General features: G+C 43.9%; 20 protein-coding genes. 3 read left to right on the top strand and 17 right to left on the bottom strand.

Going from position 1 to position 22,517, the window contains the following annotated elements; all coding sequences use genetic code 11:
• Positions 1 to 191: 191 nt before the first annotated feature.
• From F0220_RS08865 to ilvB, 4 genes are all read right to left on the bottom strand, one after another.
• On the bottom strand, positions 192 to 1,733 hold the full coding sequence (locus F0220_RS08865; RefSeq protein WP_105597943.1) for a 2-isopropylmalate synthase: 1,542 nt from the start codon (positions 1,731 to 1,733) through the stop codon (positions 192 to 194).
• A 139-nt stretch (positions 1,734 to 1,872) separates the two neighbouring features.
• Positions 1,873 to 2,865, bottom strand: a complete 993-nt coding sequence (gene ilvC, locus F0220_RS08860) for a ketol-acid reductoisomerase (RefSeq protein ID WP_036669754.1) — start codon at positions 2,863 to 2,865, stop codon at positions 1,873 to 1,875.
• A 261-nt stretch (positions 2,866 to 3,126) separates the two neighbouring features.
• Complete coding sequence (gene ilvN, locus F0220_RS08855) at positions 3,127 to 3,609, bottom strand: acetolactate synthase small subunit (RefSeq protein WP_024628317.1); 483 nt, start codon at positions 3,607 to 3,609, stop codon at positions 3,127 to 3,129.
• Complete coding sequence (ilvB, locus tag F0220_RS08850; RefSeq protein WP_036610160.1) at positions 3,606 to 5,357, bottom strand: biosynthetic-type acetolactate synthase large subunit; 1,752 nt, start codon at positions 5,355 to 5,357, stop codon at positions 3,606 to 3,608. Before ilvB ends, ilvN begins: the two co-directional genes overlap by 4 nt.
• A gap of 604 nt (positions 5,358 to 5,961) precedes the next feature.
• Here ilvB and F0220_RS08845 point away from each other — a divergent pair.
• Positions 5,962 to 6,405: a GNAT family N-acetyltransferase gene (locus tag F0220_RS08845; RefSeq protein WP_237176231.1), complete on the top strand. Its 444-nt coding sequence runs from the start codon at positions 5,962 to 5,964 to the stop codon at positions 6,403 to 6,405.
• A gap of 6 nt (positions 6,406 to 6,411) precedes the next feature.
• Here F0220_RS08845 and F0220_RS32450 read toward each other — a convergent pair whose 3' ends face one another.
• The 10 genes from F0220_RS32450 to F0220_RS08795 all read right to left on the bottom strand — a co-directional run bounded on the left by F0220_RS32450 (position 6,412) and on the right by F0220_RS08795 (position 16,130).
• Positions 6,412 to 6,801: a hypothetical protein gene (locus tag F0220_RS32450; RefSeq protein ID WP_181155329.1), complete on the bottom strand. Its 390-nt coding sequence runs from the start codon at positions 6,799 to 6,801 to the stop codon at positions 6,412 to 6,414.
• A gap of 266 nt (positions 6,802 to 7,067) precedes the next feature.
• Positions 7,068 to 7,739, bottom strand: coding sequence for a hypothetical protein (locus tag F0220_RS08835; protein ID WP_105597942.1), 672 nt, complete (start codon positions 7,737 to 7,739; stop codon positions 7,068 to 7,070).
• A gap of 229 nt (positions 7,740 to 7,968) precedes the next feature.
• Entirely contained in the window at positions 7,969 to 8,931 is a 963-nt protein-coding gene (locus F0220_RS08830) for an ABC transporter permease (RefSeq protein WP_105597941.1), read from the bottom strand.
• Positions 8,932 to 10,011, bottom strand: coding sequence for an ABC transporter permease (locus tag F0220_RS08825; protein ID WP_105597940.1), 1,080 nt, complete (start codon positions 10,009 to 10,011; stop codon positions 8,932 to 8,934).
• Positions 10,004 to 11,542 (bottom strand): ABC transporter ATP-binding protein, encoded by a 1,539-nt coding sequence (locus tag F0220_RS08820; protein ID WP_036610171.1) that lies wholly within the window; start codon positions 11,540 to 11,542, stop codon positions 10,004 to 10,006. Before F0220_RS08820 ends, F0220_RS08825 begins: the two co-directional genes overlap by 8 nt.
• Before the next feature lie 223 nt (positions 11,543 to 11,765).
• Positions 11,766 to 12,806, bottom strand: a complete 1,041-nt coding sequence (locus F0220_RS08815) for a BMP family lipoprotein (RefSeq protein WP_105597939.1) — start codon at positions 12,804 to 12,806, stop codon at positions 11,766 to 11,768.
• Positions 12,807 to 13,386: 580 nt separating this feature from the next.
• Positions 13,387 to 13,746 (bottom strand): 50S ribosomal protein L20, encoded by a 360-nt coding sequence (gene rplT / locus F0220_RS08810; RefSeq protein WP_017689664.1) that lies wholly within the window; start codon positions 13,744 to 13,746, stop codon positions 13,387 to 13,389.
• 88 nt (positions 13,747 to 13,834) lie between these two features.
• Complete coding sequence (gene rpmI, locus F0220_RS08805) at positions 13,835 to 14,038, bottom strand: 50S ribosomal protein L35 (RefSeq protein WP_017689665.1); 204 nt, start codon at positions 14,036 to 14,038, stop codon at positions 13,835 to 13,837.
• Between the two features lie 24 nt (positions 14,039 to 14,062).
• On the bottom strand, positions 14,063 to 14,557 hold the full coding sequence (gene infC / locus F0220_RS08800) for a translation initiation factor IF-3 (RefSeq protein WP_017689666.1): 495 nt from the start codon (positions 14,555 to 14,557) through the stop codon (positions 14,063 to 14,065).
• A gap of 334 nt (positions 14,558 to 14,891) precedes the next feature.
• Positions 14,892 to 16,130: a glycosyltransferase family 2 protein gene (locus F0220_RS08795; RefSeq protein ID WP_036610177.1), complete on the bottom strand. Its 1,239-nt coding sequence runs from the start codon at positions 16,128 to 16,130 to the stop codon at positions 14,892 to 14,894.
• Positions 16,131 to 16,841: 711 nt separating this feature from the next.
• Here F0220_RS08795 and F0220_RS08790 point away from each other — a divergent pair.
• Entirely contained in the window at positions 16,842 to 17,369 is a 528-nt protein-coding gene (locus tag F0220_RS08790; protein ID WP_091014852.1) for a phosphatase PAP2 family protein, read from the top strand.
• Positions 17,370 to 17,419: 50 nt separating this feature from the next.
• The gene (locus tag F0220_RS08785) at positions 17,420 to 18,571 is read left to right on the top strand and encodes an MGDG synthase family glycosyltransferase (RefSeq protein ID WP_091014854.1); all 1,152 of its coding nucleotides are present in this window, start codon (positions 17,420 to 17,422) and stop codon (positions 18,569 to 18,571) included.
• Between the two features lie 140 nt (positions 18,572 to 18,711).
• Here F0220_RS08785 and F0220_RS08780 read toward each other — a convergent pair whose 3' ends face one another.
• The 3 genes from F0220_RS08780 to F0220_RS08770 form a co-directional block, all read right to left on the bottom strand.
• Positions 18,712 to 20,265, bottom strand: a complete 1,554-nt coding sequence (locus tag F0220_RS08780) for an ABC transporter substrate-binding protein (protein WP_374954367.1) — start codon at positions 20,263 to 20,265, stop codon at positions 18,712 to 18,714.
• 100 nt (positions 20,266 to 20,365) lie between these two features.
• Positions 20,366 to 21,229, bottom strand: coding sequence for a carbohydrate ABC transporter permease (locus F0220_RS08775; RefSeq protein ID WP_370511436.1), 864 nt, complete (start codon positions 21,227 to 21,229; stop codon positions 20,366 to 20,368).
• Positions 21,230 to 21,325: 96 nt separating this feature from the next.
• Positions 21,326 to 22,231, bottom strand: a complete 906-nt coding sequence (locus F0220_RS08770) for an ABC transporter permease (protein ID WP_017689672.1) — start codon at positions 22,229 to 22,231, stop codon at positions 21,326 to 21,328.
• Positions 22,232 to 22,517: the final 286 nt, after the last annotated feature.

Here is a 22,517-nt window from a genome sequence, read left to right as displayed (position 1 = left end):
ATAAATACAAGCAAAAGAGTCTGACCCTCCACAGGAGAGTCAGACTCTTTACGTCCCTCACTGAACGGAGCAAAGTAAGCCGAAACGATCTACTAAATCAATTAAATTAAAGATTGATTATTCTAGCAGCATACATGTGTCTCGGCTTATAGTTCAGTTCAATGAAGGGTGCGTGCTTCTTGCATCGGAGCCTACAGGTTAACGTTTACACGGTTCGTATATGTCTTGCGCTTCTCAATCAATTGATTCAGGCCGTCTACATAGGCACGTGCACTTGCACCCAATATATCTGTGCTTACGCCGCGTCCTTGTACCGAAACCTGATTCTGAGTCAGCACAACATGTACTTCACCCAATGCATCCTTACCATGCGTTACCGATTTGATGGAGTAGTCAGACAACGTTACGTCTTCCCCACTCACTTGGTCAATCGCATTGTAGATTGCATCTACCGATCCATTACCCTCTGCTTGCTTCTCAAGCGTATCCCCGTCAAGCGTTGCAATGCGGACTTTGGCCGTTGGTACCGATTCATCTCCGTACGTTACGAAGATGGATTCCAGTTTATACACCTCAGGTGCATCCTGCAATTTCTCTTCGATTACGGCAAGCAGATCTTCGTCAGTAACTTCTTTTTTCTTATCAGCCAGATCTTTGAACTGGGCGAAAGCCCGATTCAATGCTTCTTCTTCCAGCTCATATCCCAGATCAATCAACCGTTCACGGAAGGCATGACGACCAGAATGTTTACCCAGTACAAGTTTACTTTCCTTCAGACCGATGGACTCTGGAGTCATAATCTCATACGTTGTTTTTTCCTTCAGCATGCCGTCCTGGTGAATGCCGGATTCATGTGCGAAGGCATTTGCCCCAACAATGGCTTTGTTTCCAGGCACAACCATACCTGTCAAACGACTAACCAAACGACTGGTCCGTGCAATTTCAGACAACTGCAGCGATGTTTTCGCCTGGAAAAATTCCTGACGTGTCTCCAGTGCCATAGCAATTTCCTCGATCGCCGTGTTCCCCGCACGTTCACCGATGCCATTGATCGTACCTTCGATCTGATCGGCTCCGTTGAGAATGGCTGCAAGTGTATTGGCCGTCGCCATACCCAAGTCATTATGACAGTGGGCACTCAGCTGTACCTTTTCAATGCCTTGCACATTCTCCTTGAGATGTTTAAAAATGTTTCCGTATTCATATGGGCTCAGGTAACCAACCGTATCCGGAATATTCACGACAGCTGCACCTTCTTCAACAGCCATATTCACCATTTCCACGAGGAAATCATACTCGGTACGACCTGCATCCTCAAGGGAGAATTCGATCTTCGAAAATGTTTTCTTCGCATAACGAATTGCGGAACGAGCTGTATCCAGTACCTGCGCTTTGTCCATGCGCAATTTATGTTGGCGGTGAATAGGCGAAGTTGCCAGGAAAACGTGAATGCACGGGTCCTGCGCACCTTTAAGTGCTTCTTTAACCGCATCAATGTCTTGCTCTCTGGAACGGGACAAGCCAATTACAGTCACATTTTTGACCGCATTTGCTACTGCATTGACAGCTGCCAGGTCACCTGGAGATGCCGCCGGGAAACCCGCTTCCATCCGGTCAATGCCAAGCCGCTCGAGCTGATGGGCAATTTCCACCTTTTCACGAGTGTTCAGATTGACTCCCGGGGATTGCTCTCCATCACGCAGCGTTGTGTCAAATACATAGATTTTACGCACGCTTCGCACCTCCTGTACTTGTTATTATATGTTTCTCTGAACCAGCAATAGCGGCTCACGCATAAGCACGGCCGCTATTCCCAGTTAAAGCTCTAAGTTTACTTGAATACCTTAAAGTGCATGTTCTAGAAGTTAATGCTTACTTTTTGATCCAGTGCATCATCTCACGCAATTGTCCGCCAACCACTTCGATTGGGTGTTCAGCTTCGTTACGACGAGTTGCTGTCAGGAATGCACGTCCGGATTGGTTTTCCAGAATGAAGTCGCGTGCGAATTTACCTTGTTGGATATCCGTCAGCACTTCTTTCATTGCTTTCTTCGTATCTTCAGTTACAACGCGAGGTCCAGTTACATAGTCACCGTACTCAGCTGTGTTACTGATGGAATCACGCATGCTTGAAAGTCCGCCTTCATACATCATGTCAACGATCAGCTTCAGCTCGTGCAGACATTCGAAATATGCCATTTCAGGAGCGTAACCCGCTTCTGTCAATGTTTCGAATCCAGCCTTTACCAATGCACTCACGCCACCACACAGAACAGCTTGCTCACCGAAAAGATCTGTTTCTGTTTCTTCACGGAAGGAAGTTTCGATAACCCCTGCGCGTGTACAACCGATACCTTTAGCATAAGCCAAACCGATTTCTTTAGCTTTACCCGTTGCATCTTGCTCAATCGCGATCAGGCCTGGTACACCAAAACCTTCCACATAAGTACGACGTACCATGTGACCAGGAGACTTAGGAGCTACCAGCAATACATCGCTGTTTTTTGGAGCAACGATTTGACCGAAATGAACGTTGAAACCGTGTGAGAAGAGCAATGCAGCGCCTTCTTTCAGGTTTGGTTCGATTTCGTTTTTGTATACAGAAGCTTGAGTTTCGTCTGGCAGCAAGATTTGAACTACATCTGCACGGCTTGTTGCTTCAGCCGGGGACAGAACTTCAAATCCGTCATTTTTTGCAGTGTCGAAGGATTTACCTTCACGAAGTCCGATGACTACATTCAATCCGCTATCACGAAGGTTTTGAGCTTGGGCGTGGCCCTGGCTACCATAACCGATTACCGCGATCGTTTTTCCTTTCAATACGTTAAGCTCTGCATCCTGTTCATAATAAGTAGTTACTGGCATGTTTATAAGTCCTCCTTTGTATTGTAAAGAACCCTTCATTAATGAGCGGGTGTCTCAAGGGACCGACTCGCTTGGAGTGTCAAAAGCATCTCTGGTCTGATCCGATCCGTTCAGACACCCGCCCATTAATGCGGGAATGTAGCTATATTTTCAAGCGTTACATCACTAAAATGTTAAATTACAACTGTAAAGGGACTGACACTCACATAAGATCAACTGTATATGTTAGCTAACCGCCGTCCCTCTTCATTCATTATAGCTTTATACGTTGCCGCGTACCAATGCAGTAATGCCTGTACGGGACAATTCGCGAATGCCATATGGCTTGAGCAATTCAATCATAGCATCAATTTTGTCCGTATCTCCGACTACTTGTACGATCAGGCTGCCTGGACCAACATCTACAACCGATGCGCGGAATGTTTCTACCACACCCAGAATTTCAGGACGCTCGGAAGGCTCTGCTTTCACTTTAATCAAAGCAAGTTCACGGGCTACCATCGGTTTCAGGCTGAAATCAACCACTTTAATAACATCGATGATTTTGTACAATTGTTTCTCAATCTGCTCCAGCGTTTTATCGTCACCAATGGTGACAATAACCATCCGGGAGAGTCCGGGTTCTTCCGATTGACCTACTGTAATGCTCTCAATGTTAAATCCGCGTCGACCGAACAACCCTGATACCCGCTGAAGGACGCCTGGCTGATCGTTTACCAATATTGAAATCGTATGTCTAATCATTCGTCAGCATCCCCCATCAGCATTTGATCAATTGTTGCTCCCTGCGGAACCATTGGGTACACATTTTCATCCTTGCGTACTACGAATTCTACAACGACTGGTCCTGGTGTATCCAAAGCTTCCTGCCAAGCACGCGCTGCTTCTTCTTTATTCGTTGCACGCAATCCTTTCACACCATATGCTTCAGCCAGTTTTACAAAATCCGGACTTCCTGCCAGATCAATGTGGCTGTACCGGTTCTCATAGATGAGTTCCTGCCATTGGCGAACCATTCCGAGTACCTGATTGTTAATGATCACAATTTTTACCGGTATATTGTTAATAGCACAGATTGCGAGTTCTTGGGAACACATCTGCATTCCGCCGTCACCGTTAATGGAGATAACGAGTCTGTCCGGATTGGCCATCTGAGCACCAATTGCAGAAGGGAATCCAAAGCCCATCGTTCCGAGACCACCCGAAGTTACCCATGAACGTGGTTGATTAAACTTGTAATACTGTGCCGCCCACATCTGATGTTGTCCCACATCCGTAGTCACAATCGCTTCACCTTTGGTTGTATCATTCAACATTTCAACAACCCACTGCGGTTTCAGCACTTCGTCTGAATCCGTATAGCTGTACGGCTTCTCTTGTTTCCACTGTTTGATCTGGTCTCTCCATGCATCTGCACGCTCTGCACGTCCAACTTCTTTGTTGGCTATTTCAAGTACGGTCTTCACATCACCAACGATTGGAATATCAGTTGCAATGTTTTTACCAATCTCAGCCGGATCAATATCGATATGAACGATTTTGGCATGTGGAGCGAATCCGTCCAGCTTGCCTGTTACCCGATCATCGAATCGTGCGCCGATATTAATCAGCAGATCCGACTGTTGGATGGCCAGGTTGGATGTGTATGTTCCGTGCATTCCTGGCATCCCTGTCCATAGTTCATGCCCACTTGGGAATGCGCCTAGACCAAGGAGAGTAGTCGTAATTGGAATGCCTGTCTTCTCAACAAACTCGAACAGTTCTTCATGTCCTCCCGAGTATACCACACCGCCACCAGCCAGAATCATTGGACGTTCTGCTTCCTGAATGGCCTGAGCCAAACGGTCAACCTGCAGTTTGTTTGGTACTGTCCGTGGATTGTACCCCCTTAATGTAACAGGTTCAGTACTTGGTTCAAACAAGGTTTTGTTGGCTGATACATCTTTCGGGATGTCTATCAGTACAGGACCTTTACGGCCAGTGTTGGCAATATGGAACGCCTCATGAATGATACTCGACAAATCCTTAACATCTTTTACCAGATAGCTGTGTTTGGTGATCGGCATTGTAATCCCGGTAATATCTGCTTCCTGGAAAGCATCCGAGCCGATCAGGCTGGAATTAACATTTCCCGTAATGACAACCAGCGGCACAGAATCCATATATGCCGTGGCTATTCCAGTAACCAGATTGGTTGCTCCCGGCCCGGAGGTAGCGATACAAACACCAACTTTGCCGCTTGCACGTGCATATCCGTCAGCTGCATGAATTGCACCTTGTTCGTGACGGGTTAAGACGTGTTTGAAATCCTCGAAACCATACATTGCATCGTAAATGTACAACACCGCGCCACCCGGGTAACCAAATACGCAATCCACACCTTCAAGCAACAAGCTTCTCAGCAGAATCTCGGAACCGCTAATGACCTCCGGCTTCATCCATTTTTCACGTAATTCATCTGTCGATCGTACTTCTGGAATTTGAGCTCCCATTAGTCATCCTCCTCTCGGAATTTACACCATTCTGACATTTAAAGTTACAAAAAAAACCTTCCATCCCCTGCAAACAAGTTCATGCTTGCGAGGGACGAAAGGTTATCGCTTCCGTGGTACCACCCAACTTTGCCCGAAATTTCGCAATAACGGACCTTACCAGGTACAACAAAACGAATAGCTCAAACGAACATAGTCGTTTCCCATACCTGTTGTCTGTAACGCAGACATACGATTTTCCCTAATACGCGAAAGGAGTGACATCCAGTGCTTTTCAGGAAAACAGCTCCGAGGTGAGCTCGTATATAAGGGATAATGGTGGTGGTTTCAGCAATTCCAGCCACTCTCTGAGCAAAAGAGCCCTTAAAACTTCGTCCTCTTCATAGCCGATGAAATATTCTCGTTAAATGTTAGGAACATTATATGATTCCTCCAACCGATAAGTCAATACCTGTTTTGCATAAAAATTCAGAGAACCTCCCTTCCTCCCTCTCCAGCCTATAAGGTTGCCCTAATCCCAGCGCTTCATTCAGTCACCTTTTATCTTGCCTCGGGCATAGGATATACGAGCAGCACGACTGGTCCTGAAAGGAGGCTCCGCATGGTGATTCGGCAACGCACATCCAAGCTGGATGATGGCGCCATCATGAAGCTGATTGACACTCAACTTGTTCCTTTATCCCATATGAGCGAAAAGGAAATAAATAAAATCCGCAAAGAAATACCCCTGCGAATGAACAGGGGCATGACCTTTGTTGTCTCGCCGGAGCCAGACAAAGCTGCTGTGGCATTCATCCATTTTCTCATGCATGGGGAATTGCTATATGTCGATATGATGGCCGTTAGTCCGAAAGAACAACGCAAACGATACGGGCAAACTTTGTTGCTCAAAGCAGAGAGCTTTGCGGCATCCAGGGGTTGTCGAAGATCTAAAGTGATGGTGGATGAGGGAAATACCAAAGGACTTCAGTTTTATCAAAAAAATGGATACAGCGCGATTCGATACATCATGATCAGCCGCTGCTACGAATTGGAAAAAACATTATAGAATGTCCTAGAAAATTCCTGGTGGGCGTGGACCTGGACCATAAGGGCCGAATCCAGGACCAGGTCCATATCCGCCACCAGGTCCTCCAGGTCCATATCCCGGTCCGTAGCCTGGACCATATCCAGGGCCTGGTTTTGGTCCAGGTCCATATCCGGGACCGAAGCCGGGACCACCTCCATAAGCATAAGGCAGTGTGGCAATAGCGAGCAGATCAAACAATACCAGTGGCAGAATCGCTTTTGTACGTACTTTTTTGCCATTCAAACGCTTGAGTACCAGTTTGTTGCCCGATACTTTCAACAGCTTTCCCGTAACCCGAGTGCCGTCTTTTTTGATTGCAACAATATTTTTGCCTATTAATTTCATCGCTTCATCACGCGTAACTTGTTGTTTCATACTTTCCCCTCCTCCTCGGATCGTTCAAAACAGTGTATTCGTCCATCACTGAATTCGCCTGTTTCTTTGTCCCTATTTAAATAATGAATTTTCTATACTAAAACATATTTAAAAAACACATTAATTTTGAGTAAAATAAATTAAACTTCATTGAAAAAATGAAAACGAGCCACGATTATCTCTCCGTGGCTCGTACTATTTAAGTAAATTTAATAGACATAGTATTATCAAAAAACTAAACTCTATTGCAAAGATTATCAGTATGATTAAAAGATAACATCATCCGCAGCATAAATAAGATCATACTTTTTCTCAGTATTGCCGCTAACCTTAGCATTTAAAGTAGCATATTTTCCAATACCAATCTCAGCGCCTACCTCCCAAGAAACACTTCCATCTTTATAAAAATCACCGTTCACAATAAAATGAATTTTATTCGCGTGTTCAAGATGAGTATATATATAACCTTCAAAAATGTAAGCTCGGTGGTTATCTGCTCTATTCATTGATACTTCTAAGATCTTTTCAATTCCTCTAAAGCTTCCACTCTCATTAGTTTGGCAATAAAAGTTAATTGTAGGTTTATAAATCCCATAACGATTAGTAGTTACCTGTTTCTTGAATGTTCTAAACTTAGCAGCTTGAATTGTAACAGAGGAAGGAGTTATGGATCTATGATTTTCTTTACTATAGTTGTTTAAAATTTTTTCCTTTGTCTCTTCTACTGACTTACCAGTATCTTCAGCAATTACTGAGACTAATTCATCAAATGTTAACACTTCGCTCATTTCCATATCATTAGATTCATTTAAATCTAAGCTTTGAGAATTCATAGCTTGAGACTCAACTAAGCTATTTTCTGAGGCATATGCAGGAATACTAACACCAGCTAGAAGTGTTGCAGTTAAGCTACTCACTAATATTTTTTTAAGTTTCAAATTAATTTCATCTCTCTTTCTTATATGGTATAAAAATATATTAACATAACTTTTATTGATTATAAAGAAAAATATACCAAAAAAAATTCTTAACTACAATAAAAAACAGCTATACGTGCAGATACAAATAAACTGGCGCCGGTAGAGTACCGGCGCCAGTTTATAAATTAGAATGACTACCTCAATAATATGAATAATGAGAGGCTTTTGGTTAATTCAAAAAAATTAACTACCTTTTCCCGGGATCATAAGCTTCGCCAAGTGCAGACGGGGCCGAAGAACGTCCTACAGCCGCTACAAGAACGATAAGTGTTAACATATAGGGCAGCATATAGATAATTTCCTGGGGAATACTTTGGGTCCATTCAAACATCTGTACATAGTTTCTAATCGCTTGTGAGAAACCGAAAAATACAGCTGCACCGAATGCACCGATTGGATTCCATTTACCAAAAATCATTGCTGCAATGGCAATATAACCTTGGCCTGAAACCGTATTGTGTGAGAATGTACCTGTGGTCGTCAATGTAATTGCAGCTCCACCAATGGCCGCAAGCGCACCACTGATCATAACTCCAATATAACGATAACGAAGGACTTTGACGCCAACCGTATCTGCTGCACTTGGGTGTTCACCCACTGAACGAAGACGAAGACCAAATGGTGTTTTGAACATAATATAATATGTCAGGAACACAAAAAGAATCGCAAGATATGTTGTCGGATATACATTTTTGAAGAAAGCCTCTCCTAAAAGAGGTATGTTCTCCAAGAACGGTACATTAAACTTGTTAAATCCTTGTACTAAAGGAGAATCTCCTGCCCCTTCAAACAGTAACTTAACCAAGTAAAGCGTACTTCCCGCTGCCAAAAAGTTAATCACTATACCACTGATAATCTGATCTGCTTTAAATGTGATCGACGCAACAGCATGGATAAGCGATACCAGTACGCCCAGTATAATTGCGAGCAAAATACCCATCCAGGCTGATGTTGTTCCCCCCATGCCTGCTTCCTGAGCATAATGCGCTCCGATTCCAGCTGCAAAGGCCCCAAAGACCATAAACCCTTCAAGTCCAAGGTTGGTCACACCTGACTTTTCCGAGAAAATTCCACCGAGTGATGCAAAAATCAATGCCGTGGCAAAGACAAGCGTCGTATTGATAATTTGCCCAATTGTCAACAAGTCCATCTACAACACCTTCTCTTTCTTGCGCTTGGAATAGAACGGTTTAAGTACCCAGCGCACGATGCCTTGTGCTGCAATGAAGAAGATAATCGAACCGATGACGATCCGAATAATCTCAGGTGGTACATCCGCGGCAAAGCTCATTCCTGCTGATCCGTACGTGAGGGTACCAAACAGCACTGCACCCAATAAAACCCCAAATGGATGATTCAAACCAATCAGGGCAACTGCGATCCCATCAAACCCTGTTCCAGGCGAACCTGTCATTAATGTTTGATAATGGAATACCCCCAAGACTTGAAAGGCACCACCAAGACCTGCAAGCATGCCACTAATAAACATGGCTTTTACAATATTTCTATTAACATTCATTCCTGCATATTCTGCTGCATTAGAGTTAAGACCTACCGCTCGAATTTCGTAGCCTTGTTTTGTCTTCCACATGTAGATGTAGAATAATACAGCTACAACTACGGCAATCAATGTACCCAGGTGTACACGTGAGTCCCCCATCAACTCAGATAGCCAAGTCAGACTTATTGATGCAGAATCACTAATGTCTGCCGAACGATTCTCACCTGGAAGTAAGAGAAATTGACGAACGATCAAATTTGCCAAGTACAGACCAATCCAGTTCAACATGATACTGCTGATAACTTCATTGACCCCACGTGCCGCCTTCAGATAACCAGCAATAGCGGCCCACAGACCACCAAACAATGCACCGGCAATCAAAGCCAGTGGCGCATGAAGGTAGATCGGCAAACCTGCAAATTTAACACCAACAAATGTTGCAGCGGTCATACCAACGAGAAATTGACCTTCTCCTCCGATATTAAACAACCCTGCACGTGATGCAAATGCAAATGCAAGTCCAGTCATAATTAGTGGTGTCATTTCCCGTACTGCTTCACCAAAGTTGTACATGTCACCAAATACCTTGGTGAACAGTGCACCATAGGCTTCAATTGGATTGTAGCCACCAATCAGCATGACAACTCCACCGAGAATAAGACCCATAATAATAGCTACTACAGGCAAAATAAATGAATCTCGGGTAAACCATTTCAATACGTTATTCATGCGCAGTACCTCTCTTTTGGGTGCTGCCCGCCATCATCAAGCCGAGCTCCCTGTCATTGGTTTCTTCCGGCAGCACCTCGCCAACGATCTGGCCTTCATAAATAACAGCAATTCGGTCAGATACATTGATAATCTCATCAAGCTCAAATGAAATCAGCAGAACAGCCTTCCCTTGATCGCGCTGTGCAATCAGTTGCTTTTGCACGAACTCAATAGCCCCTACATCCAAACCACGTGTTGGTTGCGCAGCAATAAGCAGTTCAGGGTTTTTATCTACCTCACGGGCAATAATGGCCTTTTGCTGGTTTCCTCCGGACAAGGACCGAGCTTTGGTCTCGATGCTTGGTGTACGCACGTCAAATGCCTCAACAAGTCGCTTCGCCTGCTGTTTGATGGCATCGAAGTTAAGGAACCCTTTACGGGTGTATGGTGCTTTATAATACGATTCCAGAACGATATTTTCACTCACTGAAAAATCAAGTACAAGTCCGTGTTTATGTCGATCTTCTGGAATGTGGGCTACACCCGACTCCGAGATATGGCGCGGAGAATGATTGGACAGCTCCTTGCCCTCCAAAAGAATTGAACCGCTCTCTACTTTACGAAGTCCAGTAAGGGCTTCAATCAGTTCACTTTGGCCGTTACCATCCACGCCTGCGATTCCGACAATCTCTCCTGCACGTACGTTCAGGTTAAGTTGGTTCAGAACCGAAATACCTTCTTTATTCTTAGCCGTTAATTTACTGACTTCGAGCACATTGGCTCCAGGTGTAGCCGGTTTTTTGTCCACTTTGAATGTGACATTCCGCCCCACCATTTTCTCTGCCAACTCATTCGGATTTGTTTCCGAAGTTTTGACCGAATCAATCACTTTCCCCCGTCGAATAATCGTTACCGTATCGGAGATTTCCATGATTTCTTTCAGTTTGTGCGTGATCAAAATAATGGACTTTCCTTCAGCTACAAGCTTCTTCATGATGATCATCAGTTCTTTGATCTCTTGAGGAGTCAATACGGCTGTAGGCTCGTCAAAAATCAGAATGTCTGCACCGCGATACAATGTTTTAACAATCTCTACACGTTGCTGCATTCCGACAGAAATATCATGAATTTTGGCATGAGGATTCACCTTAAGTCCATACTGTTCGGAAAGACGCTGAACTTCAGCGGCTGCTTTTTTATAGTTAATATTGAGACCCTTCGTTGGTTCAGATCCCAAAATAATGTTTTCTGTTACCGTGAACGGCTGTACAAGTTTAAAATGCTGATGCACCATGCCTATGCCAAGATCGATCGCTCGGTTAGGGCTGTCGATGATGACAGGCTTGCCATTCACTTCAATGGAACCTTCATCTGGCTGATAGAGACCAAATACAATATTCATCAACGTTGACTTACCAGCGCCGTTTTCGCCCAGTAGCGCATGGATCTCGCCTTTACGAAGCTGAAGGCTGATGGCGTCGTTGGCAACAATGCCTGGGAAACGCTTCGTAATTTGTTTTAACTCAACGACGGGGGTTGCTGCACCCATGTAATCACCCTTATAACTGATATAGTGTGGTTCCGCAAACGTAAAAAAAAACGTCTATCGACGTACTTTCAAAGAAGACAGACCGCGCTTAGCTGAAGTTTTTCTTGCGATTAGTGACCTTGTACAATTGTTATGATAACTTGATCAAATGTTCCTGTTCCTGCAATCATAAGGCCGGTCAAGACCGGCCCCAATGATTATTCATTTGTGACTAACATCAAAATTACTCCGTAGGGACTTTGATTTCGCCGTTGATGATTTTTTCTTTGTACTCTTCTACTTTAGCAAGTGTCTCAGCAGATACATTAGCTTTCGAAGTATCGGCAATTCCCACACCGTTGTCCTTCAAGGTCAAAGTCTCAGAACCACCTTTAAATGTTCCATCAATTACTTCTTTGTTAACGCGTTTAACAGCTTCGTCAACTTTTTTGATCATGGAAGTCAATGTTACTTCATCACCAAACTCAAGGGATTGGTCTTTGTCAACACCGATAACCCATACTTCTTGACCTTGTTTCTTACGAGCGATTGCTTCGTTGAACACACCATTACCTGTAGCACCCGAAGCGTGGAAGATGATGTCTACGCCTTGGTTGTACATTGTAGCAGCTGCTGCTTTACCCAGGTCAGGCTTATCAAAAGCACCTGTGTAGTTTGGAATAAATTGAGCATCCGGATTAACAGCCTTAACGCCTTCTCTGAAACCTACTTCAAATTTTTTGATGAGAGTACTTTCAGCTCCACCTACAAAACCAATTTTGTTCGTTTTTGTAGTCAATCCTGCAACTACACCTACGAGGAAGGACCCTTCTTCTTCAGCAAAAGTTACGGACTTAACATTTGGAGCATCAACTACACTGTCAATAATCGCAAGCTTGGAGTCTGGATTCTGATCAGCTACTGCTTTGATAGCTTTCTCCAACTGATAACCGATACCCCAAGTTAGATCATATCCATTTTTAACGAATTCGTTCAGGTTAGGAATGTACTCTTCATCGGATTTACTTTGCAGGTATTTAACAGCAGTACCTGTTTCTGTTTCGGTCGCTTGCAGAGCTTCCCAAGCGGATTGGTTAAAGGATTTGTCATTAACTCCACCTACGTCAGTAACCATACCGATTTTGAGATCGGATTTCGCTTCAGTGGATGTGCCACCTGTATCTCCTCCGGCATTTGTTTCTTCTTTCGGTTTGCTACCGCAACCTGCGAGCATAACCGATACCGCCAGCAACATTACCAAAGACAAGCTGAGCATCTTTTTCATTTCTCTTTTTCCCCCTTAATGATATATCCCTCATTCCAATCCAGCCTACAATTGAACGGTTAACAGATAGCAGGAATGACTTTTATGCAGAATGTATGGTTTCTTCGACATTAAAAGCGCATTCTCACCCTTGAAGCATCTTATCATCTGTCGAAAAACCGAACATTATGACATGGAGAGAAAAATCTAGGACTAGCCTACTAGAGGTGATTATACAATCAACCAGTGTTAAAATCCAGATGTTTCATCACCAAATATCACATATTTTTGTTCTTTTTTTATTGAAAACGCTTAATAATTTAGCGTTTTAACACACTAACGTTACAACGATGTGATGTTATATAACAAAAACATATCGTGAACTTTAGTGATGAGTGGGATTTACCTGTTTTTATTTGTATTATTTCACCATTCGTATTTTATGTATTCTCATGGACGGTTATTCAACCAGTTATCTGGTTTCATTGTTCCCCTCCAGACTACAGCCTATTCGCTCTACTCATTCAGAGATTCATCTTCGAATTTCTCCCAAGCCGTAAAAAAAGCCGCCATATAGGTACGGCGGCTTGTATCATACAATTTAAGCGTTGATTTTGCCTTTAGCTACAGTAGCCAAAGAGTTGAACGCATTGATGTCGTTAACGGCCAGATCAGCCAACATTTTGCGGTTCATGTCTACACCAGCAAGTTTCAAACCATGGATCAGTTTGTTGTAAGACAAACCATTCATACGTGCTGCTGCATTGATACGAACGATCCACAGTCTGCGGAAGTTACGTTTCGTGTTGCGACGGTCACGGTATGCGTATACCAGGGATTTCATTACTTGCTCGTTAGCTGTTTTAAAGATACGGTGTTTGGAACCGAAATAACCTCTTGCCAGTTTCAAAACCTTTTTATGACGACGACGTACTACAAAACCGCCTTTTACTCTTGCCATATTAAAGAACCTCCCAAATAAATATAAATATATCCGTGGTATGTGTACGGCCGTAGCCGATCCCCCATACGGAATGTACTAATTAGAATTAGCCTTTCAAGTTAGCCAAACCTTGTTTCAAACGTCTAACATCCCCGGCAGCCATAACTGGGTTACCGTTCAGAACGCGCTTAGCACGTTTGGATTTGTGGGAAAGCAAGTGGTTTTTGTGAGCTTTGTAACGAAGGACCTTACCGGAACCGGTAATTTTGAAGCGTCCTTTCAAACTGCTGTGTGTTTTCATTTTAGGCATTTTGTGTTTCCTCCTCCAATGTTATCAGGCTTTAGGAGCCAAGATCATGATCATACTGCGGCCTTCCAATTTTGGTTGACGTTCAACAGTACAAAGTTCTGCAACTTCTACCTTAACGCGCTCCAAAATCCGTTGACCAATCGCGGCATGTGCAATTTCACGTCCGCGATAACGAACAGAACATTTCACTTTGTCGCCTTCGTTCAAAAACTTAACTACATTACGAAGCTTCGTTTGATAATCGTGCTCCTCAATATTGGAACGGAACCATACTTCTTTAATATCAACAATTTTCTGGTTCTTACGGGCTTCTTTATCTTTCTTTTGTTGCTCATAGCGGAATTTGCCATAGTCCATAATACGACACACCGGCGGTTTAGCCTGTGGTGCCACATTGACCAGATCCAAATTCAGGTCAATCGCCATTTGCAGCGCTTCGCGAATGGGCGTAATCCCAATTTGTTCTCCTTCAGCTCCGACAAGGCGTACTTCCTTCGCCCGAATCTCATCATTAATCATGTGATCTTTACTAATAATCGTCCACCTCCAGGTCATTTTGAATATCCAGTTAAACAAAAATAAAAGGGATGCCGGTCAAGCTACCGACATCCCTGTAATCAACACAATTCTTCATGAGTATACACTTCATAAATTATTGGGATCGTTGACCAGCCAACATGTTTGTTGATCAGGTGAGAAGTCGGACTTCTGCTTGTGATTCCATTTCTATTCGTTTTAAGGCACTTGAATACTATATCACCCATGAAATACATTGTCAACATTCTTCACAACATTTTTCGTGAATTATACATTTGTGATATCAGATGTCAACAAATTATCGCATGCATGTTCCTTACCCTTGTTTGCTTTGCACCTCATCCAACCGTACAACACGTGTATGTTGAGTGTGGCTCCACTGTTTGTTGTTCTGCGTAAAGAAAGCGTAGAACGTAATCGGGTACCAAGACAGCAGGTAGATCGGAAACAAAATCAGATATAGATAAACTTTGGCAAAGGTAACCTTCTCCAGCGCCATGGACAACAGGAACGTCAGAATGTTCAAACCAATAGCCACGAACCCAACCCATAGCGGGAAGTATCCATAAATATTAGCAATGTGCGGACCACTGAATATAGCCATGTCTACCCACATCACAGCCGTCATCAGGAACGTAAGCAACACCACATAGACATTGGCTCCATAGATAGCAAGGTCGAATTTCACCAGGCTTCTTTCCTTAATGGACTGCCATAGCAACGGGAAGAAGTATCTACGCGCAACTGTAAAGTGACCTTGCATCCAGCGCAGACGTTGTCTCGCTGAAGCTTTGAATGTTAATGGCTTCTCATCAAATACTTTGGCGTCATAGTTGAAAACAGGATACACATTACGTTGCACACTGCGCATCGTAAACTCCAAATCCTCAACCAGACTTGTTGCACCCCAACCAATTTCCTTCAACAGGTTGGTCTCAAAGCACATTCCGGTTCCTCCGAGGAAATTCGCCATATTCAAGTTATGACGAGACAACTGCCACAGACGGTTGATGTACCAGTAAGATACACCATAAGCTGCAGTAATCCAGGAATCCTCCGGATTTTTCGTATCAATGTATCCTTGGATAACACGCGAACCATTGTTCAAGTCATCATTCATCTCAAGCAAGAAGTTACGGTCAACCAGGTTATCCGCGTCAAACATAACAACTGCGTCATACTGACGTGGCAATTTCCACAGGTACTTAAGCATCCATTCGATGGCGTACCCTTTACCTCTTAAATCGGCATTGGTACGTACACAGGCGTTTAATCCATGCTCTCTGACAATTTGAGCCGTTCCATCCGTACAGTTGTCACAGATGACAAACACATCGTACAGATCTTCCGGATAATCAAGTTGTTTCAAGTTCTCCATCAAGGCACCAATGACTTGTTCCTCATTGTGTGCTGCGACGAGTACAGCGAATGATTTTGTCGCCGGATAATGTTTCTTTTTCTTTTTCTTAATCAGACCGAACAGCGAAAACGTGAATTGGTACACGGCTAGCAGTGCCAGAATGACCTGCATCGTGACGAATATAGCGTCCAACATCGTTCTCTGTTACCCCCTTTTTTTCAAAACCCAGTTTACTCAAGCATTTCTCTTCCTGATTCTGCAATTTATTTTTTTTTTGATCTGCAGAATATGACCCTGTTCTTTTGTGTACTACGTGAATATATCAGGCAATGTTTCAAAGCTTGGTTGCTATCAGTTGGCTGCTTTATCGATTCTGTATCCTTTTCAGTCATTTGTCAAAACCCCAATTCCACTTTTTGAAGCAGAAATGTGATCTTTAAACGCTGAATAGACACTTCGTGATACCACAACCTCGCATTCATGCCTGTTATATCTTATTTTCAGCCGTTTACTTGATTTTTATTTCTAAAGTCCCTGCTTTTTTCATCAGCATGTTATTCTTCGTCAGAGGCTCTATAACATATAACGCAAACAGAACTCAAAAAGTTTGAAACAGAACTCACATTTTTTTACCTCATTTCAGCCATGTTGAATCATTGTATCTTTTTTGGTTGACCCAAGTCAAAAAGTTAAGATGGGTATATATCCACTCTTTAACATGAATTTCACTTTCTTTACATGGGTTCTTCTTGAAAAGGACAACATTTAAAAATATGATAAACATATACCTGAAATAACCTCAAGTTCACGAAAAACGGTTATATACTAATCAGGACGAAACCGGATGCAGAAAATCACCGGAAATAATGCCGCCATTACGGGCGGCCTGACTGGCAGGAGGCCAATATGAGCCGTTTATTCTTAAAGTTTCAAGATTATGATCGAAATGTTTTTATGTGGATCAACGGCCGACTTCATAATCGTTTTATGAATTTTTGGCTGTATTATTTCACCCATCTGGGTGGAGCAACATCTTCTATTGCAATATCCTTGTTAATCTGGCTGCTTGCTCCAGCCCCATGGAGCACAACAGGACTCCAGGCTTGTATCGCTCTTGCGATCAGCCACATTCCTGTAGCCATCGCGAAAAAATTGTATCCCCGCATTAGACCTTATCTGGCCTTGCCGGATACAATTACGTTCCGTAATCCCCTGACGGATCACTCGTTTCCTTCAGGGCACACAACTGCCATTTTTTCGGTCACAGTTCCCTTTATGACCACTGATCCGATCTTATTGCTAATATTGTTGCCTGTGGCCCTTATTGTCGGATTCTCTCGAATTTATCTGGGATTACACTATCCTTCCGATGTTCTGGCAGGTGCCACAATAGGTACTTTAGTCGCACTTGCAACAGTTGCATTCTGGTCTTAAAGCCGATATGTTAGACTCAGAAAAACCTAGCAGGAACAGGTGAAGCAAGCGTGGAGAAAAAAAGAGTATTACTATTATCTGAAGGCTTTGGTACGGGTCATACTCAAGCCGCCTATGCACTGTCCAGCAATTTGCGAAAGCTTTCGCCAGACGTGCAGACAAAAGTGCTTGAACTGGGAAGTTTCTTAAATCCCAAGGTTGCACCTCTGATTATAACAGCATACAAAAAAACGGTTACCAACCAACCCAAACTTGTCGGATACGTATACAGACACCAATATAAAAAATCATTAAACAGGCTGACAACACTGGCGCTGCATAAACTGTTCTATACACATACACGCAGCGTTGTGCGCCAGTTACGTCCCGATGCAATCGTCTGTACACATCCGATTCCAAGTGCTGTCATATCCAGACTGAAGCGTCTGGGTGTACAGGTTCCCCTATGCACAGTCATCACCGACTATGATGCACATGGGACGTGGATTAACCGTGAAGTAGATCTTTATCTGGTTTCTTCAGATGAGGTTAAGTCCAAACTAATGCTACGCGGCGTACCTACAGACAACATTCGAGTCACGGGCATTCCGGTACATCCAAATTTCTGGGAGCATCCCGGGCGAGAAGAGATTCGAAACAGATTTAACCTCAAGAACATGCCTACTGTACTGGTGATGGGTGGCGGCTGGGGAATGCTCAGTGACAAGCTGGTCCACCCGCTGCTGACACGCTGGCATGAAGATATTCAGATCATTTTTTGTCTGGGTCGCAATGATAAAGCACGGATCAGCATGGAACAGAACCCCATGTATCGCAAAGAAAACATTCATATTATGGGGTACACTAACGAAGTGGACAAATTGATGGAAGTATCCGACCTGCTGATCACCAAACCTGGGGGAATGACATGCAGTGAAGGCTTAGCCAAAGGAATTCCAATGTTGTTCCACAACCCTATACCTGGTCAGGAAGAAGAAAACGTCCATTATTTTACGGCAAGAGGATTGGGAGAACCCATAACTTCGCATGACGTAGTGGTCAAATGGATGAACAAGCTGTTGCATCACTACCCGGATGTTGTACGTAAACGCAAACGTCATCTGGCCGAAATCGCCAAGGTTCATCCGATGCAGAGCGCTCAAAGTATTATCGATCTGCTGGAGGACGTTCGTCCTTCATCCGCAGAAGAGGCCCGTTTATGAATTTATCCAAATAAAGTGCTGCTTCCCGTAATCTTTATCCAATCATGCCTCTAACCAACGGCTTCAAACAAGCCTGCAACCACATTGAAAAGGTGCCTTCGGATTTGAAGGCACCTTTTCTTTATGAAGAAAATTACAAATTATTGAATGCCTGTTGACTCCAAGTACTCCTGCCACTGCTTGGTGTATTCTGCCTGAATTTTTTCCAATCCTGCTTGCTTCGCCTTCTCCATAAATGTGTTCAATCCAGCCTCTACGTCTGCCACCAAACCTACATTAAGCGGATACAAATATTGTTTTTCCACTTGTTCCAATGCAGCCTTCTCGGCTTGGTACGGAGTCCAGTCTTCAGCAAATCCTGTAAAGATATCCGGCTTTTTGATTTTGTCGAGATCTTCAAACATGGTCAGCACGTCATCAAAGGTTTTATCATAGAGCATGAATTCCGGATTACGCCAAGCCCACCCATTCATGCCCTCACGCGGGAAGCCGTTTGTTTGTGCATCTCCGACCATTTTGTAGTATCCATTATCTACCTCGAAGTTTTTGCCTTCAACGCCGTATTCAGTCAACCAGTTATATCGTTTATCTGTCACCAGTTTCTCATAAAATGCCAATGCTTTTTCCGGGTTTTTACTGCTACGCGGAATCGCAAAACCATTGTGGATCGGGTGAACCGGTTGTGCAAACCCTTTTGCATTCGGGTAAGGGAAATAAGCCAGTTTCCAATCTGGATGCGTAGACTGCACCTTGATTACATCTGCATTAAATTTGTTAGGGTTTTCCCCAGACAGAACAACAGCCGCTTTTCCATTTTGCAACAACGAGTTGGATGTATCTTTTACATTCAGTACGTTTTTCGGGAAAAATCCTTTATCCATCCAACGTTTGTATGTTTTCAGGTCTTCCAGGTGTTGCGCGGATCCCCAGTAGGACGTCACGGTTGATGGTGTGTCATACATAATATCCAGTCCATATGGAAGTTGACCTGCTGTATTAACCAGCTTGGATGTCAATTGACGAATACCATGGGTATGGTTGGCATTGCTATCCGCAATAGGAATCATATTGGGTTCGTTGGCTTTGATGCCCTCCAGATACGCTTCAAGCGTCTCCAATGATTCCGGTTTTGGAAGATTGTACTTCTCGCGCAAGTCCTCACGGTACGCAATCCCCTCGGTTACATACTCAATCCAAGTGGATGGAACAGTATAGATTTTGTCATTGATTTTGACAGCATTCCACATGTCATCAGGGACATGAGCTTTCAGTGCTGGCGCTGCTGTAGGCAACATTTCGTCCAGTGGCAGGAACGCACCCTTCTTGGCATAGGACTGGTAGAATGTCCAATCCGCTGTGAAGATCAGATCGATCGGCTGTCCCGAAGACAGCAGCAGTTTATATTTTTGATCCCAGTCGGTCCATGAGGTGTAGTTGAATTTCACATTGACGTTCAGATCAGCCTCCGCCAGCTTATTGATCTCGGATTCAATAACAGGCAGATCTTTCGGAGCATCCCCAAGCATGTAAAATTGAAGCGTGACTTTCTCGCCTTTGTTCCCGGATGTTCCTCCCTGCTCGCTTCCTTGCGTCGATCCCCCCGAACCGTTATTACATGCGGCAAGTACCCCGGCGAACAACATCAGGGCAAGTACCAGAGACAGGTGCCGAATTGTTTTGTTACGCATACGCATCCTCCCTTTTTGTGGTGAACCTTTATATGTTAGCGCAGACTCGCCATGTTTCAGACCGGAAATGATGCCAGCAGCCTGACACCCACAGCGTGTTCACGTTCTAACCTTTCACTGCACCAATGGTGAGTCCTTTGACAAAATAACGTTGTACAAACGGATACAGGAACAAAATCGGTCCCGTTACAACGATAGCCATTGCCATCTTGGTTGATTCCGTAGGCACATCCTGACTGAGTGTGATCCCTGTGCCAATCGCCATCTGGTCAATGAATGTAATCGTGTTCATCGTGTTGTAGAGATAAAATTGCAGTTGGTACATATCCGGGTTGTTAATGAAGAGGGATGAGGTAAACCAGTCATTCCAGTAACCCAATGCCAGGAACAGACCTACGGTGGCGATACCAGGCATCGCCAGTTTCAACACAATGCTGAAATAGATGCGGAAGTCATTCGCTCCATCAATTTTGGCGGACTCAATCAATTCATCCGGCACTGCCGAGCGAATGAAGTTTTTCATCAGGATAATGAGGAATGGCGTCATCAACCCCGGGAAAATAAGTACGGTGTACGTATCTGTGAGATTGAAGTAGTTCGCCAGCATAATGTACCAAGGCACAAGTCCCCCACCGAACAGGGTTGTGAAGTAGATAAAAAACGAGAACGTATTCCGATATTTAAAGTCCTTACGCTGGAGCACAAATCCGGCCATCGTGATGAGAAACAGCCCTAGCGTAGTCCCCACCACCGTTGTAAAGACCGTTACCCCATAAGCTTTGAGTACCTGAGTCGGGAATTTGAACACCATTTTGTAACCTTCCAGGGAAAAGTCCGTTGGAAAGAGGTGATAACCATCCCTCACAATGGACTCGTTGCTGCTGAATGAACCGGATAGGATCAGCAGAAACGGTAGCAAGCACATGATGGATAAAATGATGATGAAGCTGTAGGAAATCAGTTGAAACATGAAAGTGAATTCCGAATCTCTGAGACGAGTATTCGTACGCGTGTGAGTATTCATTGGCGTGTTCATGATCGTTCTCCCTCCTGCCCTGCGGGCGTTCTAGAACAAGGCGTAGTCCTCATTTACTTTGCGGATAATATAGTTGACGGTCATGATCAAAATGAATCCAAATAAGGACTGATAGAGACCAGCAGCCGTTGCCATCCCGATATCAAACGTTACTTTCAGAGAACGATACACATACGTATCAATAATATCTGTAGCGTTGTATAGCACCCCGTTGTTGCCAATCAGTTGATAGAACAGGTCAAACTGTCCCTTCATGATGCTGCCGAGCGAGAACAACAATAGGATGACAAAGGTTGGCTTCAACATCGGTACCGTAATGTACCAGATCCGCTGAAAAATATTGGCCCCGTCGATTCGGGCAGCTTCATAATACTCGTCACTGATCCCCGTTATGGCGGCCAGATAGATGACCATGCTGTATCCAAGATTTTTCCACAGATAAAAGATGATGATCAGGAACACCCAGATCCAGGGTGTGTTATAAATGTCGACTGGACCGGCCTCAAAACGTTTGAGCACCGTGTTCACAAAACCCGACTCGTAGTTAAACATGTTGTAAGCGATTACACTCAATAGTACAAATGAGATGAAATACGGCAAGAACATGACGGATTGCGTGATTTTTTTGAATAACCTGCCCCGGATTTCGCTAAGCATGATCGCACAGAAGATCGCCAGACCGTTTCCTAATATAATGAAGGCGAGATTGTAACCCACAGTGTTGGTTGTGAGCTTCAGCAGCATTCCGGATTGCCACAGGAACTTAAAGTTCTCCAGACCGACAAATGGACTACCAAATAATCCGCCTTCAAAATCATACCGGGTGAACGCATAATAGATGCCGACCATCGGAAAATACGAGTTAATCAGAAAAAAGATCAGCGTGGGCAACAGCATCAGAAACATGATTTTGTTTTTGTTCAATTCTTTGAGCATGGCTCGATCCCTCCCGAATTTCTTGCGGTGCTGCGTGGTGGAGCTCTCTTTTTATTGTAGATGCTCTCTTCACTCACGGATACTGAAGCTTCCCTTCAGAAAATGAACGATTCTGCGAAATGAACTATGAACAAAATGAACGAACCATGAAATGAACAGACATCCACACACATCCGTTCACAAATGTTGATATCGTGCATAGGCTACACCTAGTGAACAATCCAGCGAAAGTTGAACTTTATGTAGAGAAAACAGGCAAAATGGCCTGTCCAGCATTGATGTAAAC

This window comes from Paenibacillus sp. 37, from assembly GCF_008386395.1.
Taxonomy (GTDB): domain Bacteria; phylum Bacillota; class Bacilli; order Paenibacillales; family Paenibacillaceae; genus Paenibacillus; species Paenibacillus amylolyticus_B.
Note: the sequence above shows the minus strand (reverse complement) of the source record. Positions and strands in the feature narration are given on the sequence as shown.